We start from the raw sequence: 12,567 nt of genomic DNA, 5'->3' as shown, positions 1-12,567 counted from the left end.
CCGAACCGTTTCGCCGGCCACTATTGGCATCCATGATGCCATAATGATATCCGCAGGACGGCGGGTCAATCTATCTGGTCGGGGAGAGCTTCATGCTTACGGTACACGGGCTGGACATCTCCTACTTCACCGGCAAGCTGGAAGGGTATCTGCGCGCCAAGGGGTTGGCCTATCGGCTCGAAGAGATGGACGCCGGCGCTTTTCGTCGGCTGGCCGGTTTCACCGGCGTGCGTCAGATGCCTCAGCTGGAGATGCCCGACGGGCGCTGGATGACGGACACGGTCCGGATCATCGACGCGTTGGAGGCGGAACATCCCGCACCGACATTGACGCCCGGCGACCCGGCCTGCGCCTTCATCGCAAGATTGATCGAGGCGTTCGGCGACGAGCATCTGTGGCGGCCGGCCCTCTATTACCGCTGGGCTTTCACTGACGACGCCCGACTGCTGAGCGGGCGACTCGCATCAGGCATGTTGCGCGATGTGGCGGGCCCGACGGCGCTGAAACGCCAGTTTATTTTGACCCGTCAACGCATGCATTACCTCCGCGGGGAGGGCGTGAACCGCGGCAACCGGCTGGAAATCGAAGCGGACTACCTGCGCCTTCTGGATGCGCTGGAGCCGGTCCTGCGGCGGCGCGACTGGGTGTTGGGGGATGCGCCGACACGCGCCGATATCGGTCTGTTCGGCCCATTGTTTCGGCATTTCCACTGCGACCCCACGCCAGGGCGGATCATGCGGGCGCGCGCGCCGGCCGTCGCAGCCTGGGTCACACGGCTGTGGGCGCTGCGGGGCGCAGACGGCGTGGATGCGCGGACGCTGAATACAATCCCCGAGGATCTGGCGCCTTTGTTCGATCTCATAAGGACGCGGTTCCTGCCGGAGATGGCGGCCAATGCAGCCGCTGTCGCCGCCAGGGCCGGTACGGTGGTTCACCGCATCGGCCCCTCGACGACGATCCGTTACAGGCCGAACCCCTATCGAGCCGAACGCCTGTCGCAGCTGCAGCGTGAACACACGGCGCTAGCGGCCCCGGCGGCAGCCCGTGTGGCGACGGCGTTTGGGGCCGACCTGTTGCTTCCCTCGTTTTCGCCCGTCGCCGAAGCCAAGCCTGACGGCCCGGCCGGGGGCCTTCGCGACCGCTGGGGTCGCCCTACACGCTGATCGGAAACCGAATGAACCGACCCTATGTCCTCTATGCCATGCCCGTCTCCATGTTCTCGGGCAAGGCCCGCGCCCATTTGCGCAAACGCCGGGCCCCCTTTCAGGAACGGCTGATCAGCCACCCGCGGTTCGTGGGCGAGATCGCCCCCTCGATGGGTCGCTTGATCATCCCGGTTCTTGAAACGCCCGACGGACAAATCATCCAGGACACGGCCGACATCCTGCAGCATGTCGAAGAGGCTTTCCCCAGCTCGGTGTCGATCTATCCGTCGACGCCGCGCCATGCGCTGATCGCCCGTATTTTCGAGGTGTTCGGCGACGAGGGCATGATCCGCACAGCGATGCATTATCGCTGGAACTACCTGGACCAGAATCTGGCCTTCCTGCGCATCGCCTTTGCAGCTGGCATCGCGCCGGGCGCAGACTCTTCGGACGCGGACACCGTCGCAGGGGGGGCGATGACGAAAATGCAGAGCTACCTGCCGGCGCTGGGCGTTTCACTCCAGACAATGCCGGTGATCGAAGCCGGATATGAAGCGTTGCTGGACGCGCTGAACCGGCATTTCCAATGCGTGCCCTATCTGCTTGGCGGCGCGCCGTGCGTTGGGGATTTCGGACTTATCGCCGCCTTCCACGCCCATCTTTCGCGCGATCCCTTCCCCGCAGATCAAATGAAGACGCGCGCCTATTTCGTGTGGCGCTGGGTCGAAAGAATGATCGCAGCGGACGCCGACATGCCGGAGTTCCCCGGCATGTCTGAAACCTATGTCGCGGACGATGCGGTTCCGCCGACCTTGGCGCCCGTGCTCAAGATCGTGGGCGATATCTATGGCGCAGAACTGGCCGCCCAGGTCGCAGGTCTCGACGGCTGGCTGGCCGAACACCCCGAGATCGCAGCGGGCGATCCGTTGCAGTCTCCGGAGCGCGAGCGACGCCCCAGGGGCGTCGTCGCGTTCGACCTTATGGGCACGCCGATGACGACGGCGCTCAGGGCGTTCAGCGTCTTTAAACTTCAGGCCGTAACCGATGCGTTCGATCGGCTTTCACCGGCTGACGCGCAGACGGTGGTGCAGTATCTGGAGCCTCTCGGTTTGGCGCCCTGGCTGACCCTGAAGGCGCGTCGTCGGCTCTTGCGGGCCGAAAATCGCGAGATCTGGGGCGATCCATCGACTTGAAGGATCGCCCTCAGGTTCGATCAGTTCAGGATGGCGCCCAGCTGCATGGCCAGGCCCATGTCGCCGTCGATCTTGATCTTGCCGGACATGAAGCCGGCGGTCGGATTCAGCTTTCCGGCGGCCATGTCGAGGAAGTCGGATTTGGAGATCTTGACGGTGCAATCCGCTGCGCTGTCTTCATTGTCGACTGTCACGGCTTCACCCGTGGCGTCGATCCTGATCGCTCCGTCGTCTCCGAACTGGAACTTCACAATCTTGCCCTTGACGCCGCCGTTGCCAGCGACCCGCGCGCGGATCTGGGATGTGATTTCGTCTAGCGTCATGTCGGGCTCCTTCGGTAATTTGCCTGATTGCGCCGAATGGCGCAGTTGGTGACCATGCCCGCCTAGTGTTATGGCATTCAGAATGTCAATATTTGGAGCCCCTCCCTTTGGCTGATTCCGCTGACGTCCAACCTGCGGTGGACGGACGACGTGTTCGCAGCGAGCGTAGTCGTTTCGCCATTGCGCGGGCCCTGCTGGATCTGGTGCGTGAGACGCGTCAGATGCCGACGATGGACGCCGTCGCGGACCGGGCCAATGTGTCGCGCCGCTCGGTGTTTCGGCATTTCTCAGACACCAATGAACTGATTATCGCCGCCACCCATCTGCAACGCGACGAGGTATTCGCCCGGTTTGGCTCACCAGACATCAGCCAGATGCCGGAGCCCGAGCGGGTCAAGGCTGTGGCCCAGCGGCTGGGACGACTGTGGGAATATGTGACCCCCGCCCGGGCGGTGGCCGGCGCCATGCGGGCCGAGAACCCGGTGATCGACCGGATGTTGAGCGAGGATGACATCACCCACAGCAGCTATTTGAACGCGATCTTCTCCGCCTCTCTAGCCGAGGCTCCGGACGCCGAGCGCCCGCTATTCCTTCAATCCATGGTCTCGGCCTCGTCATGGCCGACGTGGATCGGGTTGCGCCGGGACCAGCACCTGACGGTGGTCGAGGCGCGGCGTGTCATGGAGCATACCCTGCGCGCGCTGCTGCAGGCCGCACGCTCGGCGTCGAGCCAGGCTGCCGGCTAGAACAGCCGCCTGCGTATGATCGTGTCGGTTCCGCGCGGAAGGCTGAACAACATGCCGTCCTCGCCCACTGTGATCGGTCCCGCATAGTGTTTCTTCGCGTCGCCGAGGAAGGCGGCGTAGCCGTAATCGAGCGGCTGAGGCGGCACGAGGTGATTCAGGACCAGGGCGTCGACGCCCGCCGCCCTTGCTGCGTCCGCCGCCTGCTCCGGGGTGGAATGATAGTCGACGATGTCGCGCATGATCTGGGCCAGATTGGCGAGGCCGCGATTGTCCAGTCGCTCGTCGATGGCTGACAGCAAGGCGGGTTGCAGCGCCTCGTGGACCAGCAGGTCCGCGCCTGCGGCCATGGTGTTCAGATGCGAGGAAACGGCTGTATCGCCGCTGAAGACCACGCTGCGGCCAGCATAGTCGAACCGGTAGCCGACGGCCGGCGCGACCGGTTCATGATTGACGGTGAAGGCGGTCACGACCAGACCGTCGGCGCGATAGACGACAAGGCCGTTCGGAGCCGCCGCCGCTTCGGCTCGAAAGGTCTGGGGCGTCGCGCCATGTCCTGACGGGGGCGTAAGAGCGGCCCCATGATGAGCGGTCCGGTATTCGCCGTCCAACGCATAGGCCGCGTTGAACCCGGCGGCGATCGAATCCACGCCCTCGGGGCCGAACAGCGGCAGGGGCCGTGTATGGCTGCCCCCCACCCAGCGCTGGAGCAGCACAGGCGCCAACCCGTCTATATGGTCCGAATGGTAATGGGTCAGGAAGATCGCTTCGATCCTGGCGGCAGGAATACCCATACGCGCCAGGTTGCGCGCACTGCCCTCACCACTATCGATAAGGAAGACCTTGCCGCCGACCATGACCGCGCTGCAAGGACCCGCCCGCGTCGGGTCCGGCATGGGGGACCCCGTGCCGCACAGCGCCACACTGAGGCCGTCCGGCAAAGTCGCGACCATGTCGCGGCCGACCTGACTATCGGCGATCCGCTCCAGCACCCGGGCGCCGATCTGACGCTGGAAGACGGCCAGAGCTCCGATCGCCAGGGCGAGAAGCACGACAAAAGCCAAGGCGATGCGCCGCAAGGTCATGGTAGGATCCTGAGAGTGACGGGAGATGCGTTGGAAGGCGTTCCACCAAGCGAGTCGACGATGGCGGCCTCGACCAGCCAAAGACGGTCCTGTCCCCAGGTCGCCAATCCGCCGAAGCGGAAGGAAGGCACGCCCCAGAGATCTTCGGCGAACATGGCGCGGCGGTTATCCTCGGCCACCGACCGCCAGCCTTCATCCGCGATCCAGTCCTGCGCGTCGCGCCAGTCGAGACCGGCGCGTTCGACCAAGCCGCGCAGACCCCGGTCCGAACCGGCGTCCACGCCCTCGGCGAACACGCCGCGCAGAAACGAGGATGCGAAGTCCGGCGCGCGACCGGTATCTGCGGCGCCGTGCAGGATCGCCAGCCCCCGCTCCACAGGACGGCCCACCGGATCGGCCACTCGACCGAAGGGCAGCTCGAACCGCTCGGCCTCGCGCATACAGTCGCGCAGGATATAGTTCCGTTTGGCGGCCGGGACCGGCAGGCCGCGCATGACCATGGGCAGGACAAAGCGCAGGTGCAGCGACACCCCATAGTGACGGGCCAAGGCCCTCGTGCGGTCGATCGCCAGCCAGGTGTAGGGGCTGCGAAAGGACAGGAACATCTCCAGCGCGGGCGTCTTCGCGTCGGGAGTTCGGGCGGTCTCGCCCAGGCGAACCCGCGGCCGTTCGGCGACCAGGTCGGCCCGCGCGCCGTCGCCGAGCCCCAGGGCCTGTAGACGGGCTTCAAGATCACCCAGACGATCCAGTCCCCAGTACCACTCTCCGGCATGGAAGAGCGTCGCCCCCAGATAGTGACCGAGACGATGTCGCAACCGCTCGCCCGCCGCCAGCGCCGCTTCGGTTTCCGCCGTCGACGCGACGCCGAAGACAGTGGCGGCCTGGTCCAGAGCCTGGCCGCTCCAGATGGCGCGAGCGACGCCCGACGCCGCCTCGAAAAATCGCCCCGCTGCAATCGCGGCCTGCAGAACAGCCTGCCCCCGATCAACGTCCGCCGCGGACGGCCGGCGAACACCATCGAAATCCAGGCCCCAGGCCGGAGCGATCAGGGCCGCGTCTCTGCGCGAAAACGACTCCAGCCGGGCGCGCTCGGGAGCCGCCCAATCTGGCGGCGGCGGGACCAGATACGGCGTAATCCTGACTCCGTAGCGGGCCGCCACCTCCGGCAGTTTCTGGACCGTCAGGGCCGAATAGGGATCGTCCACCTGATGAAAATAGAGGATCTCGTGCGGTCGCCCCCTGCGGATGCGCTCGGCCTCGAACCGCCGCCGCCGCGCGTCGCGTCGACGGGTCGAGGTGATGGACTGAGCGACCAGAGGGCCGATGATCGCACGCAGTCCCAAAGCCGCCTCCTGACGTCCGTGGTGGTCAGAACTTGCGCCGCAGCGTTACGCCGACGGTTCGGGGCGCTTCCATGTAAGCGCTCTGACTACCGGTCTGGAACGGCGTATCGAACACGATGTTGGCGATCCGCTCGTCGGTCAGGTTCCGAACCCAGATCTCAGCCCCCCACCGCCCGTCCAGCGCCCCCAGGCCCACACTGGCGTTCATCAGGACATAACCCTCCTGCAACGAGAGGGGATCGAGATCCTGAGCCGTCATATAGTCGGACCGATACAGGTAGTTCAGGTTGGCTTTCAGACCGAGCGACGCATTGAGCGGCGCCGACCAGGTGATTCCACCCGACACCAGAATGTCCGAAACGAAGTTCGGCGTCCGCCCACTGAGGTCCTGCACCGTCTGTCCCGCGACGATCTGCGCGGCGGTCGGAGTGGCGTTGGCGAAGTCCGTGTACTCGGCGTCCTGAAGAGTGCCGCCGCCGTCCAGAACGAGGCTGTCCGTCAACTGGATCCGGTAGTCCCACTCGAGGCCCCGGCTGTCCAGCCCGCCCGCATTGACGATCCGGAAGCCCGTGCCGTCGAAGCCGTTGGTCTGATAGTTGTCCAGCGTCTGATAGAAGACATTGGCGTTGACCTGGGCACGGCCACTCCAGAATCGAAGCTTGGCCCCCGCTTCCCAGGCGTCCACGGTCTCGGGGTCGAAGACCACACGGTCGGGATCGGCGACGGGATTGCCGGGGGTGGTCTGGGCTGCGGTCCGGCTGAGATTGAAACCGCCAGACTTGTAGCCACGGGCGTAGCGGGCGAACAGGTTGACGCCGTCGTTCACCTCCCAGGCCGCGCTTACCGTGCCCGAAAGGTCATCGTCCTTGAAGTCGGTGGAGAAGGGGTTCACCGCCGGGAAATATTGCAGGCTTTTTAGCGCCGCAAAGGGCGCCAAGGGGCCCACGAACTGGATCTGGGACAGGGGATCCAGCGACTGAATTCGATAGTCCGCGCTCTTTTCCTCTCGAGAATACCGCAGACCGCCGGTGATCGAGAGCTTTTCGGTAGCGTACCAGGTCGCCTGACCAAAGACAGCGGCGCTGCGGCTTTCGTAGTCATAGTCGTCGTTCACGGCCACGCCGGCCGCCCCGAAGGTGCCGACTGGCCGACCCGTCACCTGCTCCAGGCGGGTCAGAACGGGCACGGTCACGCCCGGCGCAACCGTCACCCGCGGCGTAATGGCCTCGAGATAGGCGCGGAACTGCGTCCCGTACCGCAAGTCCTGATCTGCAAAAATGTCCTGACTGAACAGGAAGGCGCCGACCAGCCAATCGAGCCGGGCGTCGGGATCAGCGGAGGCGAGCCGCACCTCCAGAGAGCCTTCGGTTATGTCCTGGCCGCTGGTCTGGCTGAGCAGATCCAGATTGCTGTAGTCGGCGTCCGTGGTCGGAAGGGTCTTGTAGGTGCGTCGCGCGGCGATGACGGTCAGATCGGTGGACCCGAGGTTCCAGTCCAACTGGCCTGAGACGCCCTCGTCCTCGGACGAGTCGTCGACAGGCTGGCTGGCGGGGTTGAGAGCGACCTCATAGACGCTGTTGTCCACGAACACCCCGGCGACGCCGCCGTAGGTCCCGGCCGTGCCCGAGCGGAGAACACCGCCCAGCGCTGTCATGGCTGAGGCGGTCGGCCCGTAGAAGATCGGCACGGCGACGCAGCAGACCTCATCGGTCTCCGAATGATCCACGATCAGGCGAAGGGTCGCGGCCGGCGAAATATCCCACAGCAACTGGCCCTTCACGGCCCATCGCGAACGATCATTGTAGGTGTCGCCCGTGCCGGTGTCCTCGATATAACCGTCTCGCTCCTGCGAACTCACCGTCAGACGGCCCGCCAGGACGTCCCCGACCACGGGGCCAGTAACGGAGGCCTGGACCTGGCGATAGCCGTAATCGCCAAACGAGCTTTCCAGCTGTGCGCCAGGGACGAACGCCGGGGGTTGGGTCTGCACGCTAATGACGCCGCCGGATGTGTTGCGGCCAAACAGCGTGCCCTGAGGGCCGCGCAAGACCTCGATCTGGCTGACGTCGGCCAGATCTCCGAGGGCCGCGCCCGGACGCCCTCGGTACACGCCGTCTATGAAGACGCCGACCGACTGCTCCAGACCCGTATTCTGCCCCGGAGTGCCGTTTCCTCTGATGGTGAATATGGTCTGTGTAGAGCCGGCGCTGGAGTTCACCACCAGGGTCGGAGCCACGATCTGCAGGTCGCGGACGTCGCGGACCTGGGCGGCCTGCAGCTGTTCGGATGAATAGGCCGTCACGGCCACAGGAACGTCGAAGAGAGTCTCGGGGCGTTTGGTCGCCAGGACGATGACTTCGTCCAACACGACCGGTTGGTCCGGTTCCTCCTGTCTATCCTGCGCGATGGCAGGAACGCCCGCCGCCATGGCTGCCGTGAGCGACAGCAGCGATACGCCCAGTCGTGCAGCGGCCTTTCTTGTAGTGACCTTCATCGTCTTCCCCCTGGATCGCCCGCCCGTTTGCGGGTCTCGTTAATGCCCAATCTCGTTTAGAACGGCGGACTTTGAAATACATTAGCACCATTAGTGCCAAAATAAAGCCAGACCTTTCTCATTAGGCTTTGCCGCTGCGAGCCTTCGGGAATATGGCTTTTTGGGAGAACCGGCCCTCAGCGCAAAAACGCTTCTTTTGTCGCTCCGGGTGTCATCGCTTCCCAACGAAGGAGTCCCGCCTTGATCACAGCTCTTAGAATCGCACTGCTGCTCGTCGGCGGCCTTACCCTGCCTCTGGCGCTCGGCTTTCTGCTTACTCCGGCTCGCGCGGCGGCCCGATTGGGCCTCGAAGCGGTGGGTCCCTTGGGGCTGTCGACGTTGCGCGGCGACTTTCTCGGCGTCTTCGCGCTGATCGGCGGATCGGCCGTATATGCCGCCGTCCGCAATCGCGGGGACGTGCTGATTGCGCCGATCATCATGCTGGCGGCCATCATCGCCGGCCGTCTGGTCAGCGCCGTTCTGGACAACAGCGGCAAGACGGCGCTGACCCTGATCATCGTCGAGGTCCTGATGCTGAGTCTGCTCGTGCTGGGCTACCGCACCCTGCCCTGAACCTCCTCAGGCCGTCAGTCTCAGGACCTGAGGGCCAACCCGGAGATCATGCGGAAAACCGCCCCGTAAGGGGGGGCGATCAGCCGACTGGCGTGCCAGCGCCCCGCCTCGAACACGCTGCGGGCATGGCTGAACTCCTCGAAGCCGCGCTGGCCATGGTAGGCGCCAGAGCCGCTCTCGCCCACGCCCCCGAACGGCAGGTTCTCATTGGTGAGGTGCAGCATGGTGGCGTTGACCGTAACCCCGCCGGAATGAGTGGCGTCCAGCACATGGCGCACCACGCGCGGGTCGTCGCTGAAGACATACAGGGCCAGCGGCCTCTCCCCGGCGTTCACGTGGGCGCAGGCGGCGTCGATCGAGGCCGTCGACACGATGGGCAACAGCGGTCCGAATATCTCTTCGCGCATGACCGCAAGGTCGGCAGGCGGGTCGATCAGGACAGTGGGCGGGATTCGCCGGGTCCGCGCCGCCGCCTGAGCGTCATGCCCGGCTTGCAGTATATGAACCCCTCGGCTTCGCGCCTCTTCGATCATCGCGTTGAGCCGAGCGTAATGACGGTCCGAAATGATGGCGGTGTAGTCGTCGTTGGCGCCCACGGCGGGATAGAAGATCTCGGCCTGACGAATGACCGCTCGCCCCACGGCCTCGGACCGGTCGCCGACCGCCAGGACATAGTCGGGCGCCACGCAGGTCTGCCCGGCGTTCAGGAACCGGCCCCAGGCCAGAGGGTGGGCCAGCCGCTCGAGCGGCGCATCGGCGGCCAGGATGACGGGCGACTTGCCCCCGAGTTCGAGGGTCACGGGGGACAGATGACGGGCGGCCGCCTCGGCGACCGAACGCCCGACCCGAGTGGACCCTGTGTAGAACAGGTGGTCGAAACGCTCGGCGCAAAAGGCCGCAGCGACCTCGGCGTCGCCGGTCACTACAGCCACCTGATCGGTCGGGAAATGATCGGCCAGCAACTGCGCCATCAAACCCGAGGTGCGCGGCGTAAGCTCCGATGGTTTGATGAGGGCGCGGCACCCCGCCGCGAGCGCTGCGACCAACGGGACGAGCGTAAGCTGAACCGGATAGTTCCAAGGCGAGACAATACCGACGACGCCCTTGGGCTCATGCCGAATGCGAGAGCGCCCAGGCGCGGCCATAAGCGGCGTCGGCACGGCGTGCGGCGCCATCCAGCGCCCAAGGCTGGCGCGGGCGTGTCGCGCCGCCTGAGCAGTGACGGCGATCTCGACCAACCGGGTCTCATTGCGGGAACGGCCGCCAAAGTCCGCATTGATCGCCTCGGCGATATCCCCCTCGTGGTCCAGCACCAGCCGTTCGATCGCCAGCAGGTCGGCGCGGCGATCCGCGAGCGGCCGCCGCGGTTGGCGCGCGAAGGCGGCCCTCTGCGCCGCGATCAAGGGGCCGATGGCGGCGATGTCGGAGGCGGTCTCGCGAGAATGGGGCATCAGTTCGTCTCCAGAATCATCGGCGCCGCGCGCGTGGCGATCATGATCGTCGGCGCATTGGTGTTGCCGCCGATCAGACGCGGCATGACCGAGGCGTCCACAACGCGCAGACCTCGCACGCCGCGGACTTTCAACTTCGTATCAACCACCGACAGGTCTCCCGTCCCCATCGCGCAAGTTCCGACCGGATGGTAGAGGGTTTCCGCCCTGGCGCGCACATCATCCATCAGTTGCGATCGTTGGATCCGATCCGGCCCCGGCAGCAGTTCTGCCCGCCGGTCGAACGCAAAGGCCGCGGAGCCCAGCAGGGTCCGGATCATCTCCAGTCCGTCCGTCAGCACCTCTATGTCACGGCCGGCCGTGAGATAGGCCGGATCGATGGCGGGAGGAACCGTGGGATCGGGCGAGGTGATCCGAATCCGGCCCCGGCTCTCGGGATACAAGACACAGGCGTGAAGCGTGGCCCCGTGGCCCAACGGCAGGCCCCGGCCATGCGGCGCCGTCAGACCGGGCGTGAACACCAGTTGGATATCCGGCAGATCCCCGGCGTATGACGAGCGCACGAAGGCTCCGCCCTGTATCGGGTTGGTCGACATCGGCCCGGGGCGGCCGCCCATCCAGGCCGCCAGCCCGCCGATCAGGGTCGGCATGGCCCGCAGCGACAGGCCGATCGACGTGGCGCTTCGGGTCGAGATCTGGCCGATGATATCGATGTGATCCTGCAGATTACGGCCCACGCCAGGCAGATCCACTTTGGGGGTGACGCCGGCCGCGCGCAGGTCTGCGGCGTCGCCAATGCCGGACAGTTGCAGCAGTTGGGGCGAATTGACCGCGCCGCCGCACAGGATGATCTCGCGCGCCGAGAGGGTTTGGCGCTGCCCCGCGATCTCGACCTCCACCCCCGTGGCGACGCCGCCTTCCAGCTCGACCCTGCGGACCAGCGCCCCGGTGCGCAGCGTCAGGTTCGGCCGCACGAGCGCCGGCTTCAGAAAGGCGTCAGCGGCGCTCCAGCGGCGCAGGCCGCGCTGGGTCACCTGATAAGGGCCGAATCCCAGTTGGGCGACGCCATTGAAATCCGGATTGCGCGGATACTGCAGGCCGGCGCCGGCCTCGAAAAACGCCTCCGTCAGCCGATTCAGCGGGCGCACGTCCTGAACCGTGAGCGGACCGTCGGCTCCGTGCCAGTGATCCGCCCCCCGGCACTGGCCTTCCACCTCGCGAAAGGCCGGCAGGGCCTGGCCCCATCCCCAGCCCTCACAGCCGTAGACGTCACGCCACTCGTCGTAATTCTCAGGGGCGCCGCGAATATAGTGCATGGCGTTGATCGCGCTCGATCCGCCCAGTGTCCGACCGCGCGGCCAGTAGAGTCTGCGATCGTTCAACTCCGCCTGAGGCTCGGTTTCATAACCCCAGTTGAAGGACCGGGACTGAATCGCCAGGCCCATCAGCATAGGGGTGCGCACCCGCGCGCTGTCATCCGATCCGCCGGCCTCCAACAGCAGAACCGAATGGGCCGGATCCCGCGACAGGCGTTCAGCCAGCACACACCCCGCCGAGCCTGCCCCCACGATGATGAAATCGAAAACCCCGCCGTCCACGCGCTAAGCCGCCGACTGCAGCAACAGCGAGGCTGTGATCGGTCGCCCCCTTCCCGCTCCCGGGTTCATCCCCGTCACGGACCCTTCGTCGGCAAGAACAGGCCTGCCCGTCGCCTCGACGAACCACCATGACCAGGGCGCGTCTGTCATGCCCAGAGCCTTCCTCAGTCGCGTGGCAAGACCGTCGGCAGCGATGATTTGCGGCATTGGCCTCTCTCTGGACGGGGCGAATACAAGTTGAAATCTATCTGCACTCATGATGCATTATTATTCAAGCATGTCGGGGCACGCAACCGAACGCAGATCTGGATTTGAAGTCGCTAGGGGTGCGCAGAAGAACGGTCGGAAAGCGTTCTCGCTCGGTCTTTTTGAGACCTTTCTACTGGCGGCGCGAAGGGACTTGGTCACCCTGGGCCTGCAAGCCATGATGACGACGGGCGCGGTCCTGGTCCTCGAAGCGTGGAAGCCCCTGCCGGTCGAGGCGCCGGGCGAGATGTTCAACACCGTCCTGCTGCTCTTGGTCGCGATCGCCTGGCTTGCCAGTCTGTCTGCCGACCGGAGAAGCTGAGGGATAGGGCTG

Annotated in this window: 11 protein-coding genes; 5 read left to right on the top strand and 6 right to left on the bottom strand. The window is 65.6% G+C overall.

Annotated elements, in window-relative coordinates; genetic code table 11:
- The first annotated feature begins 92 nt into the window (after positions 1-92).
- A complete protein-coding gene (locus tag ACVPT3_RS03560; RefSeq protein ID WP_492042833.1) occupies positions 93-1,163 on the top strand; it encodes a glutathione S-transferase family protein in 1,071 nt (356 codons plus the stop codon).
- An 11-nt stretch (positions 1,164-1,174) separates the two neighbouring features.
- Positions 1,175-2,338 carry a glutathione S-transferase N-terminal domain-containing protein gene (locus ACVPT3_RS03555; RefSeq protein ID WP_492042832.1) on the top strand — a complete coding sequence of 388 codons (1,164 nt, stop codon included), beginning with the start codon at positions 1,175-1,177 and terminating at the stop codon, positions 2,336-2,338.
- A gap of 20 nt (positions 2,339-2,358) precedes the next feature.
- On the opposite strand, the gene ACVPT3_RS03550 is transcribed toward ACVPT3_RS03555, so the two are convergent.
- Positions 2,359-2,661: an SCP2 sterol-binding domain-containing protein gene (locus tag ACVPT3_RS03550; protein ID WP_492042831.1), complete on the bottom strand. Its 303-nt coding sequence runs from the start codon at positions 2,659-2,661 to the stop codon at positions 2,359-2,361.
- Positions 2,662-2,768: 107 nt separating this feature from the next.
- Here ACVPT3_RS03550 and ACVPT3_RS03545 point away from each other — a divergent pair, with 107 nt between their 5' ends.
- Positions 2,769-3,407, top strand: a complete 639-nt coding sequence (locus ACVPT3_RS03545; RefSeq protein WP_492042830.1) for a TetR/AcrR family transcriptional regulator — start codon at positions 2,769-2,771, stop codon at positions 3,405-3,407.
- Here ACVPT3_RS03545 and ACVPT3_RS03540 read toward each other — a convergent pair.
- The 3 genes from ACVPT3_RS03540 to ACVPT3_RS03530 are packed head-to-tail and all read right to left on the bottom strand — an operon-like array spanning position 3,404 to position 8,326.
- Complete coding sequence (locus tag ACVPT3_RS03540; RefSeq protein ID WP_492042829.1) at positions 3,404-4,489, bottom strand: MBL fold metallo-hydrolase; 1,086 nt, start codon at positions 4,487-4,489, stop codon at positions 3,404-3,406. The genes ACVPT3_RS03545 and ACVPT3_RS03540 overlap by 4 nt on opposite strands.
- Positions 4,486-5,832 carry a DsbA family protein gene (locus tag ACVPT3_RS03535; protein WP_492042828.1) on the bottom strand — a complete coding sequence of 449 codons (1,347 nt, stop codon included), beginning with the start codon at positions 5,830-5,832 and terminating at the stop codon, positions 4,486-4,488. The genes ACVPT3_RS03540 and ACVPT3_RS03535 overlap by 4 nt, the downstream gene beginning before the upstream one ends.
- Positions 5,833-5,857: 25 nt before the next feature.
- The gene (locus ACVPT3_RS03530; protein WP_492042827.1) at positions 5,858-8,326 is read right to left on the bottom strand and encodes a TonB-dependent receptor; all 2,469 of its coding nucleotides are present in this window, start codon (positions 8,324-8,326) and stop codon (positions 5,858-5,860) included.
- 240 nt (positions 8,327-8,566) lie between these two features.
- On the opposite strand from ACVPT3_RS03530, the gene ACVPT3_RS03525 reads away from it, so the two are divergent.
- Positions 8,567-8,938 carry a hypothetical protein gene (locus ACVPT3_RS03525; RefSeq protein ID WP_492042826.1) on the top strand — a complete coding sequence of 124 codons (372 nt, stop codon included), beginning with the start codon at positions 8,567-8,569 and terminating at the stop codon, positions 8,936-8,938.
- A gap of 20 nt (positions 8,939-8,958) precedes the next feature.
- On the opposite strand, the gene ACVPT3_RS03520 is transcribed toward ACVPT3_RS03525, so the two are convergent.
- Both ACVPT3_RS03520 and ACVPT3_RS03515 read right to left on the bottom strand, forming a co-directional pair.
- Positions 8,959-10,389, bottom strand: a complete 1,431-nt coding sequence (locus ACVPT3_RS03520) for a coniferyl aldehyde dehydrogenase (RefSeq protein ID WP_492042825.1) — start codon at positions 10,387-10,389, stop codon at positions 8,959-8,961.
- The gene (locus ACVPT3_RS03515; RefSeq protein ID WP_492042824.1) at positions 10,389-11,987 is read right to left on the bottom strand and encodes a GMC family oxidoreductase; all 1,599 of its coding nucleotides are present in this window, start codon (positions 11,985-11,987) and stop codon (positions 10,389-10,391) included. The genes ACVPT3_RS03520 and ACVPT3_RS03515 overlap by 1 nt, the downstream gene beginning before the upstream one ends.
- A 400-nt stretch (positions 11,988-12,387) precedes the next feature.
- Between ACVPT3_RS03515 and ACVPT3_RS03510 the strand changes: the two genes are divergently transcribed.
- The gene (locus ACVPT3_RS03510) at positions 12,388-12,555 is read left to right on the top strand and encodes a hypothetical protein (protein ID WP_492042823.1); all 168 of its coding nucleotides are present in this window, start codon (positions 12,388-12,390) and stop codon (positions 12,553-12,555) included.
- Positions 12,556-12,567 lie beyond the last annotated feature (12 nt).

It is taken from the genome of Brevundimonas sp. FV1ps31S, assembly GCF_058681265.1.
Note: the sequence above shows the minus strand (reverse complement) of the source record. Positions and strands in the feature narration are given on the sequence as shown.

What these genes read in the sequence shown, in the direction of transcription:
- ACVPT3_RS03560 (WP_492042833.1), top strand. Translation starts at nt 93, where the DNA reads ATGCTTACGGTACACGGGCTGGACATCTCCTACTTCACCGGCAAGCTG.
- ACVPT3_RS03555 (WP_492042832.1), top strand. Translation starts at nt 1,175, where the DNA reads ATGAACCGACCCTATGTCCTCTATGCCATGCCCGTCTCCATGTTCTCG.
- ACVPT3_RS03540 (WP_492042829.1), bottom strand. Translation starts at nt 4,489, where the DNA reads ATGACCTTGCGGCGCATCGCCTTGGCTTTTGTCGTGCTTCTCGCCCTG.
- ACVPT3_RS03520 (WP_492042825.1), bottom strand. Translation starts at nt 10,389, where the DNA reads ATGCCCCATTCTCGCGAGACCGCCTCCGACATCGCCGCCATCGGCCCC.
- ACVPT3_RS03550 (WP_492042831.1), bottom strand. Translation starts at nt 2,661, where the DNA reads ATGACGCTAGACGAAATCACATCCCAGATCCGCGCGCGGGTCGCTGGC.
- ACVPT3_RS03530 (WP_492042827.1), bottom strand. Translation starts at nt 8,326, where the DNA reads ATGAAGGTCACTACAAGAAAGGCCGCTGCACGACTGGGCGTATCGCTG.